Raw genomic sequence first — 25,785 nt, forward strand, 5'->3', positions numbered from 1 at the left:
GCACACTGATGCACTTTGCAAAATGGTTTCACACCAGCGCCCTGCTGGTCGGTTTGAGCTTGTTGCTGGGCGGCTGCGCCAGCGTTTCGCAGATGTCCACGCCTGCCGCCCTGGACAAACTGTTAAGCGACCCGGCGCTGCACGGCGCCACGGTGTCGCTGATGGTGCGCGATGCCCGCACGGGTAGCACGCTCTACCAGCACAACCCGCGCACCCGGCTGGTGCCGGCTTCAAACCTCAAGCTGCTGACCACTGCGGCCGCGATGGATGTGCTGGGGCCGCAGTACCGTTTCTCTACCCAGTTGCTCAGCAATGGCATACGCCAGGGCGACCGCCTGACCGGCAACCTTTATCTGCGTGGCCTCGGCGACCCGAGCATCCAGTTCGCCGACTATCAGGCCCTTGCCGCGCAGTTGGCCAGCCAGGGCGTGCGCCAGGTGCAGGGCGACCTGGTGTTCGACGACACTTGGTTCGATGCCGAGCGGCTGGGTGTCGACTGGTCCCACGACGATGAAACCACCTACTACGGCGCGCAGATTTCAGCGCTGACCGTGTCACCCAATACGGATTTCGATGCGGGCAGCGTGCTGGTCACGGCCAAGGCGCCGTTGCGGGCCGGCTCGCCAGTGAGTGTCGATATCTTCCCGTCCACTGATTACCTGCAACTGAGCAACCGTGCCGTGAGCGGGCCGGGCAACAGCTATGGGATCAACCGTCGCCATGGCACCAACCTGCTGCAACTCAGTGGCGCAGTGGCACCGGGTCGGCAGAGCCAGCAACTGGTCAGCGTCTGGGAACCGACGCAACTGGTGGCCAATCTGTTTGAGCAGGCGTTGGCGCAGCAGGGGATTATGGTATTGGGGCGCCGGGTGATGGGCGGGGCGAGTCCGGCAGCAGTGACGGTCCTGGCCGAGCACCAATCGGCGCCATTGCAGGAGCTGATCGTGCCGCTGCTCAAGCTCTCTAACAACAACATGTCCGAAGCCTTGCTCAAGGCCATGGGGCGCCAGACCGCCAATCGCGGCACGGCGGCGGCGGGCGTGGTGGCAGTGGGCGGGTTCCTCAAGCGCCAGGGAATGGACACGGCCGCACTCAATCAAGTGGATGGCTCCGGCCTGTCGCGACGTAACCTGGTGTCTTCGCAAGCCCTCACCGACCTGTTGCTGGCGGCGAGCAAGCAACCGTGGTTCAACGCCTGGTACAACGCGCTGCCGATTGCCGGCAACACTGACCGCATGACCGGCGGTAGCCTGGGGCATCGCTTGCGCGCCACCCCAGCGCAAAACAACCTGCATGCCAAGACCGGCTCCATGGGCGGCGTGTCGTCATTGAGCGGCTATATCACCGACGCCCAAGGGCGCAAGCTGGTGTTCTCGATGCTGACCAACAACTATGTGGTGGCCGGCGCGCAGGTCAAGGCGCTGGAGGATCGCGTGGCCGTGTCCCTGTCACGCAGCGAGGATTGATTCAGGGCTGATAGCCCATGCGCCAACTCACGGCCCGGGTCGCTGCCAGTAGATGCTGCGCCGCCGGGCCATCTTCATCGGCGTGAAACAGTGATGTCGGGCCGACTACGGTCATCACCGCCGCCACGTGCCCGACCGCATTGAACACCGGCGCCGACAACGCATCCACGCCGGGCATCAGCAAGCCATGCACAAAATGCAGGCCACGGCTGCGGATCTGCTCGCACACCGTGGCGTAGGCCTGATCGTCCGCCAGTGAGTGGGCGGTGCCGGCTTGAATCTCGCGTTCGCGCAATTCCACGGTTTCCCGCGATGGCAGGTAGGCGCTGAACACCAGCCCGGTGGACGAACTGAGCAATGGCAATACCGATCCCAACTGCGTCACCACCGTGACGGCACGCACCGCCGGCTCGATCTGCACCACCGTCGCGCCCTGGTTGCCCCACACCGCCAGAAAGCAGGTTTCATTCAATTCATCGCGCAGCTCCGCCAGGGGCATCGCCCCGACTTTCAACACATCCATGCTGCTCAGCGCCGCCAGGCCCACGCGCAACGCTTCGCGGCCCAGGCCGTAATGGTTGGTGGCGGCGTTCTGTTCGGCAAAACCCGAGGCGATCAACGCCTGTAAATAGCGGTGGACCTTGCTCGCCGGCATCTGCACATGTTCGGCCAGGCGTGACAACGAGGTGGAGGGAGACAGTTCGGCCAGGGCCTTGAGGATATCGGTGCCAACTTCCGCCGAGCGGACTTTCTGTTTACCGGTGTCGCGGGGCTTTTCCATGGGAAGGGCGAGAATCCGAGAGATGAATGGGCGTCTTTATAGCTTGACGCTCGAAAGCGATCAAATTACGTTATGCGTAACTGAATTACGATAAAAATAACGTGTGTACAGAGGAAGATCCATGGACCTCGAATACCTGTCGGGCTTCGGCAATGAATTCGCCAGCGAAGCCTTGCCTGGCGCGCTGCCCGTCGGGCAGAACTCGCCGCAAAAAGCCCCCTACGGGCTCTACACCGAACTGTTTTCCGGCACCGCTTTCACCATGGCTCGCAGCGAAGCGCGGCGCACCTGGTTGTACCGCATCCAGCCGTCGGCCAACCACCCGGCGTTCATCAAGCTGGAACGGCAATTGGCGGGTGGCCCGTTGGGCGCGGTGACGCCCAATCGCTTGCGTTGGAACCCGTTGGACATTCCGAGTGAACCGACGGACTTTATCGACGGTTTGGTCGGCATGGTGGCCAACTCGGGGTCGGAAAAACCTTCGGGCATCAGCATCTACCACTACCGCGCCAATCGCTCGATGGAGCGCGTGTTCTTTAATGCTGACGGCGAACTGTTGATCGTCCCCGAGCAAGGCCGCTTGCGTATCGCCACCGAACTCGGCGTGCTGGATGTCGAGCCGCTGGAAATCGTCGTGCTGCCCCGTGGCTTGAAATTCCGTATCGAGCTGCTGGATGCGCAAGCACGCGGCTACGTCGCGGAAAACCACGGTGCGCCGCTGCGCCTGCCGGATCTGGGGCCTATCGGCAGCAACGGCCTGGCCAACGCTCGCGACTTCCTTACACCCGTTGCCCACTATGAAGATCTCAAGCAACCTACAACGCTGGTGCAGAAATTCCTCGGTGAACTGTGGGCCTGCGAGCTCGATCATTCGCCACTCAACGTGGTCGCCTGGCACGGCAACAACGTGCCGTACAAATACGACCTGCGGCGTTTCAACACGATCGGCACGGTGAGTTTCGATCACCCTGACCCGTCGATCTTCACCGTATTGACCTCGCCCACCAGCGTGCATGGCCTGGCCAACCTCGACTTCGTGATCTTCCCGCCGCGCTGGATGGTGGCCGAGAACACCTTCCGTCCACCGTGGTTCCACCGCAACCTGATGAACGAATACATGGGCTTGATCCAGGGCGCCTACGATGCCAAGGCCGAAGGCTTCCTGCCCGGCGGCGCGTCGCTGCACAGTTGCATGAGCGCCCACGGCCCGGACGGCGAGACCTGCACCAAAGCCATCAATGCAGACCTGGCGCCGCACAAGATCGATAACACCATGGCCTTCATGTTCGAGACCAGCCAAGTGCTGCGCCCGACCCAGTTCGCCCTGGAGTGCCCGCAACTGCAACCTGCTTACGACGCGTGCTGGGCCTCGTTGCCCGCCACCTTCAACCCGAATCGGAGATAACTCATGACGCAACCGACGCTTACCCGTAGCTGGGTGGCCTCCGCCAACGGCCACGCAGATTTCCCCCTGCAAAACCTGCCCCTGGGCATATTCAGCATCAATGGCTCGGCACCGCGCAGTGGCGTGGCGATTGGAGACGCGATCCTCGACCTGCACGCAGCGCTGGACGAGTTTGACGGTGAAGCCCGACGTGCCGTCGAAGCCACGGCGGGTGGGCAACTGAACGCCTTCTTCGAACTCGGCCGGGGCCCACGGGTGGCGTTGCGCGAGCGTCTGTTGGAGCTGCTGGCCGAAGGCAGCAAGCTGCAAACCCGCGAGGCGCAGGTGCTGCACCGTGCTATCGATTGCCAGATGCACTTGCCGGCCAGGATCAATGACTACACCGACTTCTACGTCGGCATCGAGCACGCGCAGAATGTTGGCAAATTGTTCCGCCCGGATAATCCACTGCTGCCGAACTACAAGTACGTGCCGATTGGCTACCATGGCCGTGCCTCGACCATTCGCCCTTCAGGTACGGATGTACGGCGCCCTAAAGGCCAGACCCTGCCGGCCGGCCAAACCGAGCCGACATTTGGTCCTTGTGCGCGCCTGGACTATGAGTTGGAACTGGGCATCTGGATCGGCCACGGCAATGCCATGGGCGACGCGATTGCCATCGGCGATGCCGCCGAGCATATCGCCGGCTTCTGCTTGCTCAACGACTGGTCGGCGCGGGATATCCAGGCTTGGGAATACCAGCCGCTGGGGCCGTTCCTGTCCAAAAGCTTTATCACCAGCATCTCGCCATGGGTAGTGACGGCCGAAGCGCTGGAGCCATTCCGTAAAGCACAACCGGCGCGGCCCGAGGGTGATCCACAACCCTTGTCGTATCTCTTGGATAAGCGCGATCAGAACGCGGGTGCCTTTGATATCGAACTGGAGGTGCTGTTGACCACGGCTTCGATGCGTGAGCAGAACCTGCCCGCTCATCGCTTGACCTTGAGTAACACCGAGCACATGTACTGGACCGTGGCGCAAATGGTTGCGCATCACAGCGTCAACGGCTGCCAGTTGCAGGCCGGTGACCTGTTCGGTTCGGGCACCTTGTCCGGTCCGCAACCTGGGCAGTTTGGCAGCCTGTTGGAAATCACCGAAGGCGGTAAGAAGCCAATCGAATTGCCCAGCGGGGAGGTGCGTAAATTCCTCGAGGACGGCGACGAAATCATCTTGCGTGGCCGTTGCATCCGCGAAGGGTTTGCCAGCATTGGCTTTGGTGAATGCCGCGGCACCGTGGTCGCGGCGCGTTGAGAGGGCAGGGCAATGGAACTCTATACCTACTACCGTTCCACCGCCTCGTATCGGGTACGGATTGCCCTGGCGCTCAAGGGCCTGGACTTCACCGCGTTGCCGGTCAACCTGCTGGTGCCGGCAGGCGGCGCCAATCACCAGCCTGAGTACCTGGCGATCAACCCGCAAGGGCGCGTGCCGGCGTTGCGCACTGATGAAGGCGCGCTGCTGATTCAGTCACAGGCGATCGTTGAGTACCTGGAGGAATGTTATCCACAGGTACCGCTGCTTCCGAAAGATCCCGCGTCCCGTGCCCACCAGCGCGCAGTGGCGTCGATCATCGCCTGCGATATCCACCCGTTGCATAACTCCAGCACTCAAAACCTGTTGCGTAAGTGGGGGCATGATGAAACGCAACTGCTCGAGTGGATCGCCCATTGGGTCAGCCAGGGCTTGGGTGCGGTGGAACAGTTGATTGGCGATGATGGGTTTTGCTTCGGCGCGCAGCCGGGCATGGCGGATGCGTTTCTGATACCGCAGCTGTATGCGGCCGAGCGCTTCAAGGTGCCGTTGGGCGCGTACCCGCGTATCGGCCGAGTAGCGGCGTTGGCGGCGCAGCATCCAGCGTTTGTGCAGGCTCATCCTGCCAACCAACCTGACACCCCTTAGTTTTCAGAAACTGCCTAAATCCAAATGTGGGAGGGGGCTTGCTCCCGATTGCTGTGTATCAGCAATAAGTTTGTCAACTGACACACCGCTATCGGGAGCAAGCCCCCTCCCACATTTGATCGTGCCAACATAAAAAAAATAAAGGTCCCTTGCGATGCACAATCAGATTGCCAGCTTTCGCGCGGCACTCGACGCCCGCCCGGTGTCGCGCTATCAATGGTTGATTCTCTTGCTGCTGGCGCTGCTGCTGGTCACCGATGGCTATGACGCCCAGGTACTGGGCTACGTGGTGCCGACCCTGGCCCAGGATTGGGGTCTTGAAAAATCCGCGTTCGGCCCCGTATTCAGCGCCAACCTGCTGGGCCTGACCCTGGGTTCGCTGCTGGTGACGCCGCTGGCAGATCGGTTTGGCGTACGGCGTATCCTGCTGGCCTGTGTGCTGATCTACGCCAGCCTCACAGTGCTGATGGTGTTTGCCAATTCCCTGACCACCCTGATGGCGGCACGGTTTATCTGCGGTATCGGCATGGGCGGCGCGATGCCCAGTGCCATGGCGTTGATGTCCGAATATTCGCCGCCACGCCTGCGCACCTTGATGGTGACCCTGGCAGCGTGTGGCTTCTCATTCGGCGGTGCGGCGGGCGGGTTTGTCGCCGCCGGGTTTATCGACGGCTTTGGTTGGCAGGCGGTGTTCCTGGCCGGCGGGGTGACGCCGTTGCTGCTGTTCCCATTCCTGGTGTGGCTGTTGCCCGAATCGCTGCCGCGTTTGCTGCGCGATGCACCGCCGTATCTGCGTTTGCGCAAGGTCACGGCGCGCATGCTGCCCGACTGGCAGCCGCCGTCTGCGAGCGAAGCCGAAAACCGCCAGGAGCAGGGCAGCAAACTGACGGTGCTGGAGCTGTTCCGCCACGGCTACGCCCGCCCGACGTTGTTGATCTGGGCGACCTTTTTCGTCAGCCTGATTCTGCTGTATTTCATGATCAGCTGGTTGCCTTCGCTGCTGCTTGAAAGCGGCCTGGCACTGAATGAAGCCAATTTGGTCACCTCCATGTTCCTGTTCGCCGGCACCTTGGGCGCGATCCTCATGGCCTGGTTTGCCGACCGCCTGAAAAGCAAAGTACGACTGCTCTCCGGCGTACTGGCGGCAGCGGCGTTGTGCACCGTCCTGCTGGGCTTGAACCACGACAACCCACGCTACCTGGTGGCCTGCGTGTTTGCCGCCGGGTTCTGCATCATCGGTGGGCAACTGACCCTCAACGCGTTTGCCAGCAATTTCTACCCGGCGCAGGTGCGCGCCACCGGCACGGGCTGGGCATTGGGGGTGGGGCGGTTCGGTTCAATTCTGGGGCCGTTGTTCGGCAGCCTGTTGTTGGCGATGCACATACCGGTGCAGCAGATTTTCTTCTTCTGCGCGGTTCCGGCGGTAATTGCAGCGTTGCTGATTATTCAAGTTCGGGCGCCGGGGCCTACTACGCCTCAAGGGCCGCTGCACAACGACATTCTCAAACCTTCACTGTAGGAGCGAGCTTGCTCGCGAAGGCCGCAAGGACACCGCGTTAAACCAGGATGCCCGCGTTATCGTTGACGTTTTTCGCGAGCAAGCTCGCTCCTACAGGGGGGCTCAGTGCACCACTGAATTGGGCGGCAGGTGCCCCAGCCGCTCGGTCAGGCGCAGGCGCTGGATCGGGTCATCGCAGAGCAGCAGGGCATGTTCCAGGTCAAAGCGTTCGGCACTCGGGCAGTCCAGGCGCTGATACAGGCTGGCCCGCGCCAGGTAGTCGGCGGCGTTGGCACTGCCCAGTTCCAGCACGCGCTCGGCGTCCACCAGGGCAGCAAGTGGTTCGTCGTTGGAAAGATGCAGTTGGCGCAGGTTGCGCGACAGCCGTTGCAGGATCGCCCGAGGTTCGGCCGTGTGCAGGTGGTCGGCCTGTAACTTGAGTTTCGGCCCGTATTGACGGTGCAGAAGGTCGCGACAGTCGTTGGGGTACAGGCGGCGGCCGCCGCACGGGTCCAACAGGTGATCGGCACCGGGCACCCGCAGCAGGAAGTGACCGGGGAAGTTCACGCCGACCATAGGGATCTCCAGGCGCCGCGCCATTTCCAATGCGATCAGGCCCATGGCCAAGGGCTGCCCGCGTTTGCGTTGCAGCACTTTGTCGAGCAATGCGGCGGCGGGACGCAACGGGGTGTGGTCATCCTGGGCAAACCCCAGGTCATTCATGCGCCGCAGCAGGGGTTGGCCCAGCTCGTCCGCCGGCAACATGGGCATGCCCAGGCTGACCTGTTGTTGCAACGCGGTGAGATCCTGCAGGATCAACAGTGGCTGCACGCTGGCGTCGTGTTCGGCAGCAATCCACAGCGCCGCTTCGAACAGCGCAGGGGGTGAACGGTCCAGGCAGGCAAAAAAGGCGGTGCGGGGATTCATTGCGTTCTCCGGCGGATGCCCCTGTTTTAGCCTTGCTGGGAATTTTCGTCCAGCATCTTGAGAAATATCCCACTTTCTTATGTCTTGGAGCCCACGAAACCGAGCCGCTTATTCCAGTGCGATCCAGCAGTTTTCTGACGTAAGCCTATAATTGGGCCAACACTAAAAGTGATTCGGGAGCTCGAAGATGTTTGCGCTCATGCACAGCACCCGCCTTGAATCGCTGCACCTGAGCGTCGATCCGGTAACGGGGCTGAAGGCGATCATTGCCATTCACAACAGTCGTCGCGGGCCTGCCTTGGGCGGTTGTCGCTACCTCGCTTACCCCGATGATGAAAGTGCCGTGGCCGATGCTGCGCGGCTGGCCCAAGGCATGAGCTATAAGGCTGCGTTGGCTGGGCTGCCGGTGGGCGGCGCTACTGCGGTAATCATGCGTCCTGCGCACGTGGAAAGTCGTGCGGCGCTGTTCGAAGCATTTGGCCGCTGTATCGAAAACCTCGACGGCCGCTACATCACTGCCATCGACAGCGGCACCTCAGTCGCCGATATGGACTGCATTGCCCAGCACACCCGCTTCGTCACCAGCACCACGGCCGCCGGCGATCCTGCGCCACACGCTGCCATGGGCGTCTTCGCCGGTATCCGTACCACCGCCATGGCGCGCCTGGGCAGCGACAACCTCGAGGGCCTGCGCGTCGCGGTGCAGGGCCTGGGCAACGTCGGTTATGCCCTGGCCGAGCAATTGCACGCCGCCGGAGCCGAACTGCTGGTCAGCGACATTGACCACGGCAAGGTGCAACTGGCCATGGAGCAACTGGGCGCCCACCCGATCGCCAACGACGCCTTGCTCAGCACCCCCTGCGACATCCTCGCGCCCTGCGGCGTGGGTGCCGTCTTCAACCGCAGCAGCGTTGGCCAGCTGCGTTGCGCTGCGGTGGCCGGTTCGGCCAGCGCCCAACTGACCAACCTGGACATCGCCGACCAGTTGGAAGGCCGTGGCATCCTCTACGCCCCGGACTACGTGATCAACTCCGGTGGCCTGATCTACGTCGCCCTCAAACACGCCGGCACGGACCTGCCCGGCATCACCGCGCACCTGTCGAACATCGGCACGCGCCTGACCGAAATCTTCGCCCACGCCCAAGCCGAAAAACGCTCCCCGGCACGGGTGGCCGACGAGTTGGCCGAGCGCCTGCTGTACAAATAGCCCAGGCATTAAAAAGGCCCTGAATCCATGATTCAGGGCCTGTTCAATTCGGGCTTTACTCTGCCGCCGGGTTCAGCAACTCGGACAGTGCGTCCGGTTGGCTCTTGAACGCCTTGGCAAATACATCGCGGTTCTTCGCCATGTAGATCCCGGCTTCCTCCACCTGCTGCTCGCTCAACGACGGCACGGCTTTTTGCAACACCTCTGCCAGCAACTCAGCGAGTTCAAGCATCTTGTCATGACGGTCAGCTTCGGCTTTATCCATGAACAAACGCTCCAGATCTCGGCTGCTGCGGTATACCACTTCGACGGCCATTCACCACCTCACATGCCTTCACGATAGTTGTCTTTTGCGACTACTGTATTTATATACAGCGAAAAGGATAAGCCAAACGTTGGGGTTTGGATAGTAGGTTTTTAATGTAGTTGGGAAATGGGGGTTTGCTACACCGGAAATTTCTGACAACTTGCCGGGGTTGCGCTGGAATTGTCCGGTGGCTTACCTTCCTCGGGCGCTGCATTTGCGGCGAGTGGGCTTGGCGGCCCAACAAGGAAGCGCAACGACCCCCCCTGTAAGAATGTTGGATTTTTGCATTAGCATTCTTCTGCCATGGCGGGTTGCGCATGGACCCTTCGGGGTGCCGGGGTGTTCCTTGCCGGTCCGCCAACCTTGTGCAATCCGTCACCCAATCTGCTTGGCGGCAGCCGGTGATGGTTTCTTAACTAAGGAACTAGGCCATGAAAAAACATACACCCAACCCCCCGCCTACTGAGTCGGTGCTATTCAGTGTCACACCTGAGGCAGACACAGAGACCTTACTCGCAAACGCCAGCGAAACCCTGAGCAGTGCCTGTGAGATGGCCAATAAGCTGGCATTCGACCTTGAAGGTCCGCAGCGAAGCCTGGTCCTGGCAATTCATCAGTTGATTGAAATAGGCGGTCTGCTGGTCGAGCGCGCGCTGGAGCAAGTCGCACCAACTTGATGCTAAGGCCCGATCGTTCTCACACTCGTGGGAACGATCCGAGCACAATTAAGTGCCTCGTGTCACTCGGCCACCATCTCACTATCCTGCCTATGGCCTTGTTTCTGCATAAAGAACAACCGTCACGTCCAACCCGCATTATCCGGTCGAGCCGACCTAAGGAAACACCATCGTGAAAATCAACTGGGCCGAAAGGCTGCGCCAGCAAGTCCATGGGCTGGCCGAGTCCCTGGGCAATCTGTTTGTAGAGTCGTTCCACTACCTGGCGCTATTTGCCATCGGAGCGGTGACCGCCTGGGCAGCGGTGATGGAATTTCTGGGGATGCTGGAGAACGGGCACATCAAGATCGATGACATCCTGCTGTTGTTCATCTACCTGGAATTGGGCGCGATGGTGGGGATTTACTTCAAGACCAACCACATGCCGGTGCGCTTCCTGATCTACGTGGCGATCACCGCGCTGACGCGCCTGCTGATCTCCAACGTGTCACACCACAATCCGCCGGACATCGGCATCATCTACCTGTGCGGTGGCATCCTGCTGCTGGCGTTTGCCATCCTGGTGGTGCGCTATGCGTCGTCCGCTTTCCCTTCGGTGAAGGTTGACGGCCCGCGTCGCAAGGGCGAGGCGAGCCTGGAAACCGAGAAGGGTGAGCTTTAAAGCCCGACGCTGAACGGCAGGGTACGGGCGGGCGGTTGCTGCAGGAGTTTGTGGCTGTCGCCGTCCGTCATCAGTTCGAGGATTTCCACGGCGCTATGGCCCTGTTCGATGGCGATGCCGAACTGGATGCTCTGCACCAGGCGCTTGAGGCGTTGTGGGTCGTTGCGTTGTTCGGCGCTGATCATGCGCTTGGCCACCACGCCGGTGTCATCCGAGAGGGTGAGCATGATGCTGCCGTCCAGCCGCTGGATGCTCAGGTTGACGCGGTATTGGGGGCTGAAGGTATCGGTGATGATCTGAAAAGGATTGTCCATGGTGCGTTACCGCCTGATAAGAACATGCAGTCATTGACGGCCGGTGTCTGGATTAGTTCGCATCGCCTGACTATCGGCCAAAGTCCGTTTTCCTCGTAAGTTCTACAGCAAGCTTCGTGCCGTACAGGCGCTGAAGTTTTAATGTGGGAGGGGGCTTGCCCCCTCCCACATTGGTTCTGTGCGGCTATTGGGGCCGGTGACCTGTTTCAGGGCAACGCTGAGAAAACGATCGCAGACAGCGCAATCAGGATGCTCGGGTAGCAGTGCTCCATTCAGCACTCCACCCAGCTGACCGCCAGGCCGCCCCGTGACGTTTCTTTGTATTTGTCATGCATGTCGGCGCCGGTATCGCGCATGGTGCGGATCACCCGGTCGAGGGAAATGAAGTGCTTGCCGTCACCGCGCAGGGCCATTTGCGTGGCGTTGATCGCCTTGACCGCGGCGATGGCGTTGCGCTCGATGCACGGCACTTGCACCAGGCCGCCAACCGGGTCGCAGGTCAGGCCGAGGTTATGTTCCAGGCCGATTTCGGCGGCGTTTTCCAGTTGCTCCGGAGTGGCGCCGAGGATATCGGCCAGCCCGGCGGCGGCCATGGCGCAGGCCGAACCGACTTCACCCTGGCAACCGACTTCGGCGCCGGAGATCGAGGCGTTTTTCTTGCACAGGATGCCGACGGCGGCGGCGGCCAGGAAGAAATTCACTACGTCGTCATCGGACGCGTCAGGGTTGAACTTCATGTAGTAATGCAGCACCGCCGGGATGATCCCAGCAGCGCCGTTGGTCGGCGCGGTGACCATGCGCCCACCGGCGGCGTTTTCTTCGTTGACGGCGAGGGCGAACAGGTTGACCCATTCCATCGCAGACAAAGTCGAGGTGATGACGTTGGGCTTGCCGATTTCCAACAGGCTGCGGTGCAATTTCGCCGCCCTTCGTGGCACATCCAGGCCACCGGGCAGGATGCCTTCGTCGCGCAGGCCCTGTTCCACGCATTCGCGCATCACCGACCAGATGTGCAGCAGGCCACTGCGGATTTGTTCGTCGCTGCGCCACGCACGTTCGTTGGCCATCATCAGTTCGGAAACCCGCAGGCCGTGCTTGTTGCACAGGGCCAGCAGTTCCACCGCGCTGGAAAAATCGTAGGGCAATTTCACATCGCTGGTCGGGGCAATGCCCGAGGCGGCTTCGGCAGCGTCGATGATGAAACCACCGCCCACGGAGTAATAGGTTTGTTCGCTCAACAGGCCGTTGTCGCCATAGGCGTGCAAAGACATGGCGTTGGGGTGGTAAGGCAGGCTTTCGTCCAATAGCAGGAGGTCGTTTTGCCAGTTGAAGGCAATTTCCTGGGAACCCGCGAGCAGCAATTGGCCGGACTCGCGCAGTTGCTGGATGCGTGCATTGATCGAGGTGGGGTCGACCTTATCCGGCCATTCCCCCATCAGGCCCATGACACAGGCGCGGTCGGTGGCGTGGCCGATGCCCGTGGCGGACAGCGAGCCGTACAGGCGTATCTCGACGCGGCGGGTCTGGCTGAGCAAATGCTGGTCGACCAGCGCCTGGGCGAAGGTTGCCGCAGCGCGCATCGGGCCGACGGTGTGGGAGCTGGAGGGGCCAATGCCCACTTTGAATAGATCGAAAACACTGATAGCCATGCTAAACCCTTACAAGCAATGGAGTAGAAATCGCTGCCATGTTTTGTAGGACGAGCGCAATTAGGGCGATACTGAGCCTATGGATTGATACTGACCAACGAATTGTTCTAAGACACCCTTTAGCAGGACTAAACTCTATGACTCGCCCCCTCAATGGCCAGACCTATGTCTGGTTGCATGTTTTCTCCTGCGCTGCACGGCACCTGTCGTTCACCCGCTGCGCCGAAGAACTGCACATCACACCCGGTGCGGTGAGCCAGCAGATTCGCCAGTTGGAGGAGCGCCTGGGGTTTCGGTTGTTTCATCGGCGTGCGCGCGGGGTGGAGCTCAGCGCCGAGGGGCAGCGCCTGGCGGCCGTGGTGGGGGAGGCCTATGGCAGCATTGATGCGGAATTGCGGCGCCTGGACGCGGGAATGATCAGCGGCACCTTACGCTTGCGTTCGATCCCATCGTTTCTCGGTAAGTGGCTGACCCCGCGCCTGCCGCGTTTGCAGCAACGTTTTCCGGATATTCAGTTGCGGCTGGTCGCCGAAGACAGCAGCATCGCCTTGCATGAAGGTGATTTCGACCTTGCTATCGACCTGAACGATGGCAGCTACCCCGGCCTGTTATCCACAGCCCTGCTGGACGAGCAGATATTCCCGGTATGCGCTCCCAGCTTGTTGCGTGGTCGGCCACCATTGCACGGCCCGGCTGACCTTGCACATTTCCCGCTGCTGCACGACATCACCGCCTGGCGTGGGAGTTATGAATATGCCGAGTGGGAGTTCTACCTGAATGCCATCGGCTACCATGGCGCGGATGTGCGGCGCGGGCATACCTTCAATCGCAATCACCTGACCATCGAAGCCGCCATTGCCGGCATGGGCGTGGCGATTGCGCGACGCACCTTGCTCAATGATGAACTGGAGCGCGGCACCCTGATCGTGCCATTCGGCCTGGCCGTGCCCAACCATAAACGCTACGTGCTGCTGTATGCGCCGGGTGCGTTGAACCATCCGGGCGTGCGTGCGGTGCATGATTGGCTGGTGGAGGAAGCAGGGGTTTTTCGCGTTTTGCACCCCTTGGCAGAGGCGCAATTATGAGGTTGGCAGGTCGTAAGAAGATGTAACTAACTCCCCACCCTACCAGCGTTTTTGCCCGTCGTCAGGGTTAATTTGTAATGTAGGATTTATCTTTGCAAAGGGGTTGAATTGTTTCAGCAGGTGCTCAATTGTGTAATCAGGAGGTCATGGTTTCACCACCCTGGTGTTGCAGTTTGTGACCTCTGGCGAGCTAGCTGAAATAAGGGAAGAACTATGCAAATCCAAGTCAATAGCGATAACCATATTGAAAGCAGCATCCGACTGGAGGAGTGGGTACGTACTACCATTGAGAGCACGCTCGAACGTTACGAAGAGGACCTGACCCGCGTTGAGGTCTACCTGCGGGATGAGAACGGCGACAAGCCCGGTCCCCACGATTTAAGTTGCCGCCTGGAAGCACGGCCAAAGGGCCATCAACCGGTTTCCGTGTGCCATAAAGCCGATACGCTGGAACAAGCGATCGATGGCGCCGCCACCAAGTTGGACCATGCGTTGGAACACCTGTTTGGCAAACTGCAAGGCAAGCCCCGCGCTGCCGCGAAAACCCAGCCAATCAACAAAGTGAATGAAGATGCGCTTGAAGAGGAATTCCTGGAAAACGAAAACGCTGCAATCAACGGCTGACCGTTTTTTAAAACCCCACTGAAGACGGGCCTGTGTAGCGACTTTACCCTAGAGGACCATAGTTAATGCCAGGCGGCTTGTAAGCACCGCTGTCAGCGTCTTACAAGCCGCTTTCAAAAGTATGCATAAGTACATCGCTGTTCAACGAATTATTCGTTCTGCCGCTCTCTGCGCAATCGCATGAACTTGACCACACATTCGCATCGCCAATGGCCTGTCATTGCATGCCAGACCATCCGTATGCATCGACTTACCCAGCGCACGCCTCGGTGACGTGGGGGCCGGGTAATAAAGTCCGAGTAAACAAGATTCCGGGGCCGACCTATGCCTTCATTCGGGAGACTGATGTGGGCGCTGATGCGATTCTGACCCACACTGCCGAGAATCATTGTCCCATTCGAATACTCAGTAGGCAGCGGCTCGGTGCAGTATTTAAGCTGCTAGCCTTGGGGCAGATAAAATCAGCAACCGGGGTCAAAATTGCATCAGCGCGGACATTACGTTCTCACCCCACTCGCCGAGAGAGGAAAAAAAATGACGGATAACCTGTTTTTTCCGTATCAAAGCCTGGCCACCGATCTGCTGAAGTATCTTCCTGAGGACAGTGGAGATGGCTCGCACGATCTTTCGCATATCCATCGTGTTTGGGTTAACGCCAGCGTTATTCAGACCGTGGAAGGAGGGGATCTCGAGATTCTTTTGGCGGCGACCATTCTGCATGACTGCGTTGCTGTCGAGAAGAACTCGTCACTGCGAGCGAAGGCTTCAACACTCTCATCGGAAAAAGCGTCGACTATTTTATCCGGCTTGGGGTGGTCAGAGTCGAAGGTCATGGCAGTGGCGCACGCGATAGAAAGCCACAGCTTTAGCGCAGGGTTGGAACCGCTCACACTCGAAGCCAAAATACTCCAGGACAGTGACAGGCTTGATGCAATTGGCATGGTGGGGGTCGCCAGGTGTTTCTATACAGCGGGTCGCATGGGGGCGGCTTTATATGATGTGACCAACCCAACGGCATCTGGAAGGGAATACCAAGACAAGCAGTTCGCTATCGAACACTTCCAAACCAAGCTGCTCAAACTGGCCTCCGGGTTTAGAACAAATGAAGGTGAGCGCATGGCGGCCAAAAGACATCAACGTCTTGATCACTTTCTAAGCGCATTCATGGCGGAGGTCAGCGCGTTGGAGTACTGATGCCCAGTCTAAGCGAGACACTCCGAGCCTGCGACATCCTGTACCGGCAATACAGGGCAACAGATGTATGCACCATCAATCGTTTACTGCGCGTGCAAGGCACCTTTGGGAACACCAAACTTCAGCAAGTTGAGCCGCTCGCGTGCTGTAAGCAGCAAGAGGCAAACCAAAAACGTGATTGCGTAGGTAAAAAGTAAATACGACAAGGGCCTGTTATCCAGAAAGCCGGAGAAAACGGTCGAGACATAGACACCATATACGGACAGATTAATTATGATTTGTGGTGCGACGCTCTGTCCGTAGGCTCTAAGGTGAGCCGTGACCAACATCAATGAGGCGGTTGACAGCAACATTGCCAAAATCCCCAAACTGATCCATGGATCCTGGCCCAATAAGTCCGCTCTCAAACCGTATAAGGGCAGAATCAGGTTGTCGAAGCATGTAATGAGTATTGCCGAGGGAAGTGCACTGGCCAACAACAACAGAATAGGGTATGCATGAAGAGGCTCAGTTCTATTTCGAGTGACATGGATACTATGGATTTGCGTAAATGCTGAAACGGGAATAGCCAGTAGAGAAACTATACTGATAGCGACAGAAAACACTGAAACAAAATCTTTATCGATAAGCAATAAACGCTTATTTACCATGAAAAATGCCAGCCGTTGTAGCGCCAAGCCAAAGCCTTGGGGGGCCCCTATTGCAATGAGCGTGCGCATCGTTTCGAGATTGACGTGTAAGGAGAATAATCGATTTTTTCTGCTGATGTAGAGGTAGTAGATTAATTCAAAGAAACCACAGGTGGTCATTAGTACAACCACGGAGTAAGAGTAGTTTAATGGGTTGTGTATGAAAAATCCGATAATGGCAAGGGTGATGAGTGGTACAAACCCGATCATTCTTCCGATATTACTGCTGCGATCTTTGAACCAGGCCTCGTAATAGCAGTTGAAAAAGCTGGTAAGGACGTAAATGAAGATATAGATAATGTACCAGACAGCCAGCTCTTTAGCCTTGTAATCAGTAGGGTAGGCGGAAATTTCGGTGAAGGAGAAGAGCAGAATAACACTGCAGGCCGATGCAACCAAACTGGCGAAAACCAACGCCAAAAAAAAGATGGAGTTAAAGATGTCCCTGTTTTTAGGGTCTTTAGGCGAGGGGGTTAAATTTCCGATTGCGTAAAAAGTAAAGGTGGCTATGGTTGCGGGGAATATAAAAGCTGAAGAGATGTAGCTAAAAAAAGAAAATTCTTCGAAATTTTTATTGGCAACCAATATGCCTACCAACGAAATGCCCAGGTACGGAAAAAAACGGTTGGCGGAGAATTTTAAAATATTGGATATATAAAACTTGATATAGTTGGATGCATGGGTATACATAGATGTTATATCCCAAAGTCCGACAAAGACTCCATGACCTCGTGCGCTATGAAATCAATGGATTTATGGTCTGCTTTGATTATCATCCAACCGTTTTGCGCGGCGAGATCCAGATAAATCTCTCTGAGTGTATTTTGATAGGCAATGAAATCGCTTTTGCTTGAGCCTTTCAAGCCATCCATTCCTCCGCTCTCGGAAAAGCCGTAGGAGGTCTTTCTCTCTGCGGCAATTTTAGGGTCTACATCTATATATATAACCGGGCTGGGGCGTGTGAGGCTGTAGAAGGCGGTCAGCATGGCTTCATACATATAGTCAGCTTTTAATCGATAGCGCACCAAGTATTTATAACACCAGCTTTCCATTATGACACTGTGGCCCTCAACCAGAGCGGGCTTGATTTGCGTGTTGTCTATGACATGAAACCAGGCTGCCAGCAAATACAGCCAGTGCATATCGCCAAGCTCGTCCATCGGCGCACCCTTCGGGTACTCCCAAAGGATGCTGCGGATAGTAGCGATATGATTGTCGGTGTAGGAAGAAAAAGCAGGCGGGTATTTTTTATCAACAAGGACAAGTTTGTTCTTGATTCGATTTTTTAACAAGGGACCAAGCGCCTCAAACACAGTCGACTTGCCGGCACCATCCAAGCCCTCAAACGCAACGAAAAACTGCTTATCAGTCATGGTCAGACCTTATAGTGTTCGAAATTGAATTTATCAACAGCCAGCACATCGACTGAGCTGAAAGCTTTGAGGTATTCGGAGAAGGTCTGGGGAGCTAATTTCAATACGTCTTCAGCCTTTTTTTGTAGCGTGGTGATAGATGACGTATTGTCAATCAATGCCCACAGATTGGCAGCCGTCGCAGGTAGCTCAAGTAAGGGAGTGGAGGAAACCACCAGGTAGAATTTGCCCTGTATCTCAATAACGCGACTTAACGCAGACTTGCGCAATATCATATTTTCGGTGTCATTCGACTTGTGCAGGAACCTGGCATTCCAGTCAAAATCGCCCAACTCATCGGCCTCAAAGCGAACGTAGTCGCCCACTACTTGCTGAAAGCGGAATGCCCGCTCTATATAAATATTGCCTGTGATCTCATTTTCATAGGGCACCACTGACATCAGCTGGATAAATTCTTTATAGGCTGGGTGCTGCAGCCCCAAATATTTTTCAGCGTAAGCCAGTTGCCACTTTTCCAGCAGCGATGTCGCACCGAAGACTGCCAGTAAGCGGTTGAATGTTTGCCTGACGGCATGGTGAGCGTTGAGCAGCGCTGAGGCATGATCATTAACCAGGAGGTTCCCGGCGCAGACCTTTAGCGAGCGCTCCGCATACAGGAAACACAGCTCAGACAGTCGCTGCGCGAACGTTTGCGCATCCAGAAGGTTTTTCAGTGTCTGGAAGGCTGCCTGACCGGTCAAGCCGATACCTGAATGTACGCGATGACAGAGCAACAGCTCATAGGGCGAAATGTTCGCCAAATCCTTACCGGCGTGAACAAACTCAAATATACCGACCAGCTTTGACAGTTTTATGGAGGTGACTTCAATCGGGCGTTCAAAGTCGGTCAGCAGGATTTCAGCTTCTTCGCATTCATCGTAAACAGCATAAATGTCGTAATCGGATTTAGGTGTTGATAGACCTTCCGCGATTGAGCCTGACAAAAAAGTAAACAGAGGTTGTTGATTGTTGAAATAATTTTTATCCAGGAAGGCTTTAAGTGCGGATATATCGGCAGAAGACAGCACTTTGGTATCTTGTATGTGGGCGTGGGTCATCGATAAGTCTCTCACAGGAATTGTGATTCAGGCCGCCAGCTATAACACTGCAGAGATATACGGGTTAGCACTGAGCATGGTTCAGTGCGCGCAACAGTTGGAGAGAAGTGATTTACGAAAGGGAGGCGTCGTAACTTATTAACCGCTGACGGCGGGATTGTGGGTACGAAAATTTTTTGCGGCATCTGGAGCATCCTTGTTCCGTGCTGATTTCCGTTTCAAGCAACTTCCTTTTCACAGTACACACGCCGAACAAAAGCTGTCAACTCCGGCAGGAAGGTTTTGAATTTTTGAATAGTGTCGAAAATACTCGCAAAAAAAGAATGCCTGTGATACCGAAAAATGATGGCAAGAAGCCACGCGCCGGAGCAGGTAGTTAGTTGAGCACGAATAGCCTTTAGGGATCTTTAGGGGTGGTTGCTGCTGTTTCGACTGAAGTATTTAAATCACCAAGGCGGATTGACAGTTGACTAGTGGGTCATGGATCACACTTAGCCCGTATATGTTGGGGGCGCAGCGGATGTGACGTAGATAGCGGGGATGTTAGTGTCCGAAAGAAAATTTTTTTCGAGAAAAAATATTGACAAAAAATAATGCGCTGCTAATTTTTGTCCTGCGAAGAGCAATACCGCACTTCGGATCTACAAATCTAAGAAGGATTTTTTATGACTAGTATCCGCGTTCTGAACACGCAAGAGCAAAGTGCTGTAAGTGCTAAGACCACGTTCACCGCTAGCGGTGGTGGTGGTGGCGGTGGCGTAGCTGCAAAAGCCTAAATAGCACGTCAATAATGGACTGAATAGAGCACATGGATGTGCCACTAAAGGACTGATGCGCATTTTTTCATGGAATGAAAAAGGATTTGCTCGTGTTTCTCAACCCCAGGCAAATAAGCATCAACCCTGTCTTCCCTGCTGACCACTCCATGGGAAGTCGAAATTTTTTAAGATACATTCGGTCGAAAATAACCAGTGAACAGTTTGCGTTACTATCGATTGCCGTGTGCAATGATTTTCGAATCGAATGCCATTCTTTTTTCTTTGAAGATCTTGAAGATTTTCTTGTTGTCAGAAAGCTGAAAATGCTCAATGTACTTCAGCCCATGCCATTCAGCTACAAGAAAATAGCTAATAATAAGAGACCTTCTTGGCTGTTGGTAGAAAATGAGGAAGGAGAAACTCTATTAACTATTAGTGTTTCCCCCACTAAGGAATACCTTCTCCAATATGCCTCCATCGTTCAAAGCGCAGTGCTTTTTTTGTGCCCGAGAGGACAACGTTCAGCCAGCTATACTAAAGCTGCCCATGCAGCTGAGGCAATGAAGGCTTTTTATTATCCTGAAATTGCAGAACATTACTCGGATCGATTAGGGCTGACTGCCTATCTTGAGCACACCAAAGGACCAGATGATGTTTATGTCATTGGTGAGGGTGACAAAGCATTTGCTCAAGTCATAAGTGATGGATTGTTTGTCGAAAACGTGCATGATTCAACATCGTTCAGCGTGATCGATCTCGCCCTTCCGGATGCCATTTTCAGAATCAGGATCATAGCGATCAAGCATTCGTTCTGGGGCAGCGCCGCCGGTAATGTAGCAAAGGTATGCGCAGAGCTTGGCTCTACCAAGGGTATTGTTTACATCGCCAAGTTGGGCGCGATCTCACAAAAGCTTGATCTGTTCGATATGGTTTCGCCGTGTAAGTTTCTTCTGTGGGAAGCTAATAAGGTTACGCATATTCAGGCGCCGCCGGCGTTTTTTGATGAGGCCGTACTCTCGGAAATGGGAGTGGTCCAAACGGTACATGTTTCATTGCCAACGTTGGTCGAGGAAACGAATTTTTTATTAAATCACTTCAATGTCAATGGCGCAGAAACGATCGATAATGAAATTTCGTTTATCGCCGCAAGCATCGCATTGGTTAACAGGAGAGTTTCCACGCCGGTGCCGTTTTCCTGCTTGCACATAGTGACTGACAAACCCTCGTCGAGTATTTTTGAAAAGCTTAACGATGGCGTAGAAACTTCAGATATCAATCACTTGCTGAGCAAGGACAATTTGCAGTATCGGCGGCAGAAAAATCATCATCATAGGCATTTTTTAGAGATTTTCAATCGGACGATAATCTATGAGCGACCTGACATTGGTAGAGCAATTGCCTGAAAAGTTTTTTGATCAGGCGTCGGCCAGTTATTTATCCACTTTAGAATGTGCTTTTCACGACAAGCGGTTATCAGGGACTTCTCCGTCAGTTTCAAGCTATGAAGAAAAACTGAAAGTTTGGTTTGGTACCGAGTATGCACTGCCCGTAGCATCAGGGTCTGCCGCGATTCTTTTGGCGCTTTACGCTTGTGGCGTACAAAGGGGCGATAAGGTCGTCGTCAGCGCATTGGCCCCGATCCCTTCACTTCTCCCCATTTTGCAACTGGGGGCGGAGCCTTTGTTTGTTGATGTTGAGGTGGGTAGCTTCAGGTTCGACGCAGAGGATCTAAAGAAAGCGATCGAGCTCAAGCCAAAGGCTTTACTGGCTGTAGCGCTGTGGGGATACCCAGTCTTAACGCACGAATTGATCGATGTATTGGCTGATAATGTAATACCGTTGATTGAGGATTCTGCGCACGCGCACGGTTCCATTGAGTTGGGCAAGTTTTCTGGAACGGTAGGGAGCATCGGCTGTTTCAGTACCCACGATAATAAATTGCTCTCCACAGGGGAGGGTGGGTTTGTATTAACAAACAGCGCTGAGCTGCATGAAAGGATGAAAACCTATAGTCATCTTGGCTACTGTCGGGGCGACGTGATGGGCTTCAATTTCAAGCTGGGAGCGCCACAGGCCTTGCTTGGGCAGGACCGATTGACGCGGCTTGAGAGTCAGATAGCCGCTCGCAAAACAGTTGCAAGCGCTTTGCTTGCTCAACTGTCGCTCCCGGCCATCGTCGCACCGATAGAGTTTGAGGCTACCTCGCATCCGAATTTTTACAATCTGGGCTTTTTTATCAAGGCTGAGAGAGCGTGCGCGGCCAGCTTGATTAGTTATTGCCATGAGCGTGGCGTGCCCAGCAATGCGATCAAATATAATATTAAACCAAGCTATAGGTACCCGCTGCTGAGCCCTTATTTTCGACTCTGCAAAAATGCAGAGTTCATGGCGTATAACATTACGTCGATTCCGTGCTTGCCAGAATTAACAGAATCGCAGATTTCTGCGGTGAGTGAATTATTTAATAAAGCGGTAAGCCAGTTTCTATGAGATATATTTTTTCTGGATTGAGTTATACCACCGAGGGTGGGCAGTTTATCTTGGACAACGTTGGCGCCCACGGGAGGCGTACGGTGGCATTTCTGAACTGCCCCATCACTTTGCGCCGGATGAGTGCAAGGTTCTGCAGCGGTTGGTATGATCTTTCTAGCTTTACGCCGCATCCATGCCCTACCTCAAACCAGTTGACTGCCAATGGCAATTCCTGTGAGGCCTGCGTAAAAAAGACCGGATACAGCCCGTTTTTTTACAATGTCCCTGCTACACAAATTTCGCAGCAACAGCGGCATTACAATGCATCGCCGCATTCCGTGTACCTGGCGTCCTTTGGGCCTGATTTGATCAAGGTCGGTATCTCTAATTCGGGACGGCTTAATGATCGATGGTTGGATCAGGGAGCGATATACGCTCGAGAAATCTTCAACTGCGCCGACGCTGTTTCGGCTAGGGAGCTGGAGGCTTTTGTGTCCTCAAGCGCCTCGATTGTGGAACAGGTTTCGGTCGCTCTAAAGGTGAGGTCACTCGTCAGGTATGGCGTTGCATACGATCCTGAGCCGAGTTTTGAAAGAGTCTTGAAGCTGATTTCCGAGTCCCCTGGCCTGGGCGATCGGGCTGGTCTTACGGTGGATCTGACTACCTATTACAAGCCTGAGCGGATACCGTTTTCTACCTTGATCGATGTGTCGAGGGAGTCACCGCTCGAGGTATCCGGGAGGATCTGCTTCAGTGTCGGGAGCATTTGTATATTCGAGACCGATGGGCTTTATTATCTTTGTGATATGAGCAGGTTCAAGTCACACGTGGTCCATTTCGACTCGGTTATACGACCCCGGCAAAATCTGACGTTATTTTAATAAAGACCATCCAACTCGCCCGGCGCCAAGCCTGCTCCCGGTTGCAGCAGTCCAAAGCCTCGAAGATCATATGGACGTCCGCTAACGTACCGACAGCTATCAGCTGCATACAATCGCCATAGGGTGCCTCAAGTGAGGGGTATTGATTTAGCTAGACCATGGAAAGGCCTTAACTATGTATTCCGAGGTGGGGGAATAACACATGCAGGCCCGTCTTCGTTCAGCCACGGAGCCTGAAGAAATACCGGCTCAGCGCGGCTAATCCGCAAGCCCCCAAGCCCGCAAAGAGCATGGCCCAACCGGCGCCGGTGCGCAGTGCCGTCTGCGCATCAATGGCGGTCAGCCCCGGCGCGTTTAACTTGCCTGCCGCTATATGCTGGCTGAGCGTTGCCCACTCCAATGCCGTGTTGTCAGGCAGCACGTTGGCCAGGTGGTGGCTGATCCCCAGCAACAGCACCAGGCCCATCAACGCAATGTTGAGTGCCAGGGTGATCAGTCGTGCGCTGAAGTCGATGCCCGACGCCATGCCCGCACGGTCAGCCGAGACGGCGCCGGTGGTGGTGTTGGTGGTGGGCGAATTGGTCAACGCCAGGCCAATGCCGGCGATCACGCAACTGAGCAACACCAATGCGGTGCTTGGCTGTGCGGCGGCATTGACGGCGGCCATGGCCAGGAACCCCGCGCCCATCGTAGCCAGGCCCAGGGGAATGATGCGTTCGGCGCCGAAACGCAGGGCCAGGCGTTCGGCCAGCGGCGGCACCAGCAGGGTAGGCAAGGTGTAGGCAAGCAGGGCGGCGCCAGTGGTCAGCGTGTCGTAGCCCAGCCCCGCCTGGAAGTACAGCGGCAGGTAGATCATGAACGGCCAGAAGCTGAAGTTCATGCCGATCGAGCCCATCAACGCACCGTTGAAGCGCTGGATACGGAACACCGAGAAATCGAACATCGGGTGTGGGCTGCGCCGTTCGATCAAAATGAACAGCAACATGCCTATCAAGGACAGGCCGGCCCAGCCGAGCATCGCCGGGGTGCCAAAACCATACTCGCTGCCCTGGGTGATGAAGTACACCAGCGCGAACACCGTCAACGTCAAGGTCAGCATACCGGCGATGTCCAGGCGATGACTGGCCGGGTCACGGGATTCCTGCACGCTGGCATGCAGCAGCACCAGGGTGAACAGGGTCAGCGGTACGTGCACCAGGAACACCCAGCGCCAGTCCGCCACTGCCAGGATCAATGCCCCGACCATCGGCCCGAAACCCAGGCCCACGCCGGCAATCACTCCCCATATCGCGAATGCCCGCGCTCGCGCCGCCGGATCGCGGAACTGATGGGACAGGATGGCGAACTGGCAAATCATCATTGCGCCGGCACCAATGCCTTGGATGAACCGCGCCACGATCAGCGTCGAGGCGCTATCGGCCAACCCACAGGCCAGCGACGCCAATCCGAACAGCCACAGGCACAGCACCAACATGCGTCGCCGACCGAAGCGGTCGGCCAAGGTGCCCGCCGCCATCAGTACACTGGTACAGGCCAGGGTGTAGGCATTCATGATCCACTGGGCGTCCTGGAAACCGGTACCCAGTTGCTGTTCAAGGGTTGGCAGGATGACCGGCACGCTGGAGATTTCCAGGCCGAACATCAGGGCCACCAGGCAGACGGCGGTGAGGGCCAGGCCATTTCTGGCGGTGCTCGGCGATTGGAGGGCCGATACAGCAGCGGCGGGCGGCATGACAGGTTCCTTTCAAATAAGAGAAAGTTTATTCTCGCGGGAATCTGATTCGTTATTCGTGATAAGTTTTCCAGCAATCAGGGAATTAAGGGCGACAATCGGTCCATGGCTACCCCACGTTTTGATGGCGTTGAGCTGTTTCTGCAAATCGTCGAGAGCGGCAACCTCACCGAAGCCGCCGAGCGCCTGAACCTTACGCGCTCGGCCGTCGGTAAAGGCTTGGCGCGCCTGGAGACGCGGCTTGGCACGTGCCTCTTGCAGCGTTCCACGCGCCGCCAGCGATTGACCGAGGACGGGCAGGCGTACTACGAGCATTGCCTGCGCGCCTTGGCCGAACTGGAAGCCGCCGAATCGGTGCTCGAAAGTGGTCGGCAACAACCACGCGGGCGGTTGCGGGCAAGCGTGCCGTTGGCTTTCGGGCACCACTATGCGGCTCCGGCGTTGTGGGGCTTGATGGAGCGTTACCCTGAACTGGAAATCGAGATTTGCTTCTCCGACCGTATGATTGATCTGGCCCAGGAGGGCTTCGATATAGCCGTGCGGATCGGCACGTTGCCGGATACCGACCGCCTGAGTGCACGTCGCCTGGGGCAGCAGGTCATGGGGCTGGCGGCGTCACCGGCGTATCTGCAGCGCAGGGGGAGCATTGAAAGTATCGAAGACCTGGCCGTTCATCGCGGCATTGCGTATCGCAGCAACACAACGCATCGCTCGCGCCTGGCCTCGCCTTTGGTGCTGGATGATCTCCAAGCGGTAGCCGATGCGGTCATCGCGGGCGTGGGACTGGCCTGGTTACCGAGTTGGTTGATCGCCCACTATGCGTTGCGTGGGCAATTGCAGGCAGTATTGCCTAGCTACCGCGAGCAACCCGCGCCGATCCATGTGGTCTGGCCGACGGCGGTGCATATGCCGGCCAAGACGCGGTGTGCCATCGATGCGTTGGTGGCGGGTACGCCCAGTTGCCTGGCGGGTAGCTGAAGTCGGTTAGGTCCAATGTGGGAGGGGGCTTGCTCCCGATGGCGGTGTATCAGTGGCAAATGTACCGACTGA

General features: G+C 56.5%; 24 protein-coding genes. 15 read left to right on the plus strand and 9 right to left on the minus strand.

Annotated features, from left to right (window positions below; genetic code table 11):
* The first annotated feature begins 8 nt into the window (after positions 1-8).
* Positions 9-1,466: a D-alanyl-D-alanine carboxypeptidase/D-alanyl-D-alanine endopeptidase gene (gene dacB / locus QYQ93_RS06070; protein WP_338476526.1), complete on the plus strand. Its 1,458-nt coding sequence runs from the start codon at positions 9-11 to the stop codon at positions 1,464-1,466.
* Between the two features lies 1 nt (position 1,467).
* On the opposite strand, the gene QYQ93_RS06075 is transcribed toward dacB, so the two are convergent.
* Positions 1,468-2,247: an IclR family transcriptional regulator gene (locus QYQ93_RS06075; protein ID WP_043048616.1), complete on the minus strand. Its 780-nt coding sequence runs from the start codon at positions 2,245-2,247 to the stop codon at positions 1,468-1,470.
* Between the two features lie 121 nt (positions 2,248-2,368).
* Here QYQ93_RS06075 and hmgA point away from each other — a divergent pair, with 121 nt between their 5' ends.
* The 4 genes from hmgA to QYQ93_RS06095 all read left to right on the plus strand — a co-directional run bounded on the left by hmgA (position 2,369) and on the right by QYQ93_RS06095 (position 7,109).
* The gene (gene hmgA, locus QYQ93_RS06080) at positions 2,369-3,652 is read left to right on the plus strand and encodes a homogentisate 1,2-dioxygenase (RefSeq protein ID WP_043048617.1); all 1,284 of its coding nucleotides are present in this window, start codon (positions 2,369-2,371) and stop codon (positions 3,650-3,652) included.
* Positions 3,653-3,655: 3 nt separating this feature from the next.
* Complete coding sequence (gene fahA, locus QYQ93_RS06085) at positions 3,656-4,942, plus strand: fumarylacetoacetase (RefSeq protein ID WP_338476527.1); 1,287 nt, start codon at positions 3,656-3,658, stop codon at positions 4,940-4,942.
* Between the two features lie 12 nt (positions 4,943-4,954).
* A complete protein-coding gene (gene maiA / locus QYQ93_RS06090; protein WP_043048620.1) occupies positions 4,955-5,590 on the plus strand; it encodes a maleylacetoacetate isomerase in 636 nt (211 codons plus the stop codon).
* A 154-nt stretch (positions 5,591-5,744) separates the two neighbouring features.
* Positions 5,745-7,109 (plus strand): aromatic acid/H+ symport family MFS transporter, encoded by a 1,365-nt coding sequence (locus QYQ93_RS06095; RefSeq protein ID WP_338476529.1) that lies wholly within the window; start codon positions 5,745-5,747, stop codon positions 7,107-7,109.
* A gap of 102 nt (positions 7,110-7,211) precedes the next feature.
* Here QYQ93_RS06095 and QYQ93_RS06100 read toward each other — a convergent pair whose 3' ends face one another.
* Positions 7,212-8,015 (minus strand): SirB1 family protein, encoded by an 804-nt coding sequence (locus tag QYQ93_RS06100; protein WP_338476530.1) that lies wholly within the window; start codon positions 8,013-8,015, stop codon positions 7,212-7,214.
* A gap of 187 nt (positions 8,016-8,202) precedes the next feature.
* Between QYQ93_RS06100 and QYQ93_RS06105 the strand changes: the two genes are divergently transcribed.
* Complete coding sequence (locus QYQ93_RS06105) at positions 8,203-9,222, plus strand: Glu/Leu/Phe/Val dehydrogenase family protein (protein WP_043048625.1); 1,020 nt, start codon at positions 8,203-8,205, stop codon at positions 9,220-9,222.
* A gap of 55 nt (positions 9,223-9,277) precedes the next feature.
* Here QYQ93_RS06105 and QYQ93_RS06110 read toward each other — a convergent pair whose 3' ends face one another.
* The gene (locus tag QYQ93_RS06110; RefSeq protein ID WP_003188807.1) at positions 9,278-9,538 is read right to left on the minus strand and encodes a YebG family protein; all 261 of its coding nucleotides are present in this window, start codon (positions 9,536-9,538) and stop codon (positions 9,278-9,280) included.
* Positions 9,539-9,960: 422 nt separating this feature from the next.
* Between QYQ93_RS06110 and QYQ93_RS06115 the strand changes: the two genes are divergently transcribed.
* Together QYQ93_RS06115 and QYQ93_RS06120 are read left to right on the plus strand one after the other, a co-directional pair.
* Positions 9,961-10,206, plus strand: coding sequence for a DUF6124 family protein (locus QYQ93_RS06115; RefSeq protein ID WP_338476531.1), 246 nt, complete (start codon positions 9,961-9,963; stop codon positions 10,204-10,206).
* Between the two features lie 172 nt (positions 10,207-10,378).
* A complete protein-coding gene (locus tag QYQ93_RS06120; protein WP_043048628.1) occupies positions 10,379-10,867 on the plus strand; it encodes a phosphate-starvation-inducible protein PsiE in 489 nt (162 codons plus the stop codon).
* Here QYQ93_RS06120 and QYQ93_RS06125 read toward each other — a convergent pair.
* Together QYQ93_RS06125 and QYQ93_RS06130 are read right to left on the minus strand one after the other, a co-directional pair.
* Positions 10,864-11,181 carry a DUF3509 domain-containing protein gene (locus QYQ93_RS06125; RefSeq protein ID WP_043048629.1) on the minus strand — a complete coding sequence of 106 codons (318 nt, stop codon included), beginning with the start codon at positions 11,179-11,181 and terminating at the stop codon, positions 10,864-10,866. The two genes, QYQ93_RS06120 and QYQ93_RS06125, sit on opposite strands and share 4 nt — an antisense overlap.
* Before the next feature lie 272 nt (positions 11,182-11,453).
* A complete protein-coding gene (locus QYQ93_RS06130; RefSeq protein ID WP_043048630.1) occupies positions 11,454-12,830 on the minus strand; it encodes an L-serine ammonia-lyase in 1,377 nt (458 codons plus the stop codon).
* Positions 12,831-12,967: 137 nt separating this feature from the next.
* On the opposite strand from QYQ93_RS06130, the gene QYQ93_RS06135 reads away from it, so the two are divergent.
* From QYQ93_RS06135 to QYQ93_RS06145, 3 genes are all read left to right on the plus strand, one after another.
* A complete protein-coding gene (locus QYQ93_RS06135) occupies positions 12,968-13,915 on the plus strand; it encodes a LysR substrate-binding domain-containing protein (protein WP_043048632.1) in 948 nt (315 codons plus the stop codon).
* 213 nt (positions 13,916-14,128) lie between these two features.
* Positions 14,129-14,539, plus strand: coding sequence for an HPF/RaiA family ribosome-associated protein (locus tag QYQ93_RS06140; RefSeq protein WP_032877636.1), 411 nt, complete (start codon positions 14,129-14,131; stop codon positions 14,537-14,539).
* Positions 14,540-15,073: 534 nt separating this feature from the next.
* A complete protein-coding gene (locus QYQ93_RS06145) occupies positions 15,074-15,733 on the plus strand; it encodes an HD domain-containing protein (RefSeq protein WP_338476532.1) in 660 nt (219 codons plus the stop codon).
* A gap of 83 nt (positions 15,734-15,816) precedes the next feature.
* Here QYQ93_RS06145 and QYQ93_RS06150 read toward each other — a convergent pair whose 3' ends face one another.
* The 3 genes from QYQ93_RS06150 to QYQ93_RS06160 are packed head-to-tail and all read right to left on the minus strand — an operon-like array spanning position 15,817 to position 18,892.
* The gene (locus tag QYQ93_RS06150) at positions 15,817-17,112 is read right to left on the minus strand and encodes a hypothetical protein (RefSeq protein ID WP_338476533.1); all 1,296 of its coding nucleotides are present in this window, start codon (positions 17,110-17,112) and stop codon (positions 15,817-15,819) included.
* A 5-nt stretch (positions 17,113-17,117) separates the two neighbouring features.
* Positions 17,118-17,795, minus strand: coding sequence for a dTMP kinase (locus QYQ93_RS06155; RefSeq protein ID WP_043048635.1), 678 nt, complete (start codon positions 17,793-17,795; stop codon positions 17,118-17,120).
* A 2-nt stretch (positions 17,796-17,797) separates the two neighbouring features.
* On the minus strand, positions 17,798-18,892 hold the full coding sequence (locus tag QYQ93_RS06160; protein WP_043048636.1) for a hypothetical protein: 1,095 nt from the start codon (positions 18,890-18,892) through the stop codon (positions 17,798-17,800).
* An 868-nt stretch (positions 18,893-19,760) separates the two neighbouring features.
* Between QYQ93_RS06160 and QYQ93_RS06165 the strand changes: the two genes are divergently transcribed.
* The 3 genes from QYQ93_RS06165 to QYQ93_RS28520 all read left to right on the plus strand — a co-directional run bounded on the left by QYQ93_RS06165 (position 19,761) and on the right by QYQ93_RS28520 (position 23,003).
* Positions 19,761-21,053, plus strand: a complete 1,293-nt coding sequence (locus QYQ93_RS06165) for a hypothetical protein (RefSeq protein ID WP_338476534.1) — start codon at positions 19,761-19,763, stop codon at positions 21,051-21,053.
* On the plus strand, positions 21,019-22,140 hold the full coding sequence (locus tag QYQ93_RS06170; RefSeq protein ID WP_043048638.1) for a DegT/DnrJ/EryC1/StrS family aminotransferase: 1,122 nt from the start codon (positions 21,019-21,021) through the stop codon (positions 22,138-22,140). Before QYQ93_RS06165 ends, QYQ93_RS06170 begins: the two co-directional genes overlap by 35 nt.
* Positions 22,141-22,259: 119 nt before the next feature.
* The gene (locus tag QYQ93_RS28520; RefSeq protein WP_419178673.1) at positions 22,260-23,003 is read left to right on the plus strand and encodes a DUF2797 domain-containing protein; all 744 of its coding nucleotides are present in this window, start codon (positions 22,260-22,262) and stop codon (positions 23,001-23,003) included.
* A 220-nt stretch (positions 23,004-23,223) separates the two neighbouring features.
* On the opposite strand, the gene QYQ93_RS06175 is transcribed toward QYQ93_RS28520, so the two are convergent.
* Positions 23,224-24,735, minus strand: coding sequence for an MFS transporter (locus QYQ93_RS06175; protein ID WP_338476535.1), 1,512 nt, complete (start codon positions 24,733-24,735; stop codon positions 23,224-23,226).
* Between the two features lie 105 nt (positions 24,736-24,840).
* Here QYQ93_RS06175 and QYQ93_RS06180 point away from each other — a divergent pair, with 105 nt between their 5' ends.
* Complete coding sequence (locus QYQ93_RS06180; RefSeq protein ID WP_043048642.1) at positions 24,841-25,713, plus strand: LysR family transcriptional regulator; 873 nt, start codon at positions 24,841-24,843, stop codon at positions 25,711-25,713.
* Positions 25,714-25,785: the final 72 nt, after the last annotated feature.

Source organism: Pseudomonas khavaziana, assembly GCF_036704165.1.
In the GTDB taxonomy this organism is placed as follows: Bacteria; Pseudomonadota; Gammaproteobacteria; order Pseudomonadales; family Pseudomonadaceae; genus Aquipseudomonas; species Aquipseudomonas khavaziana.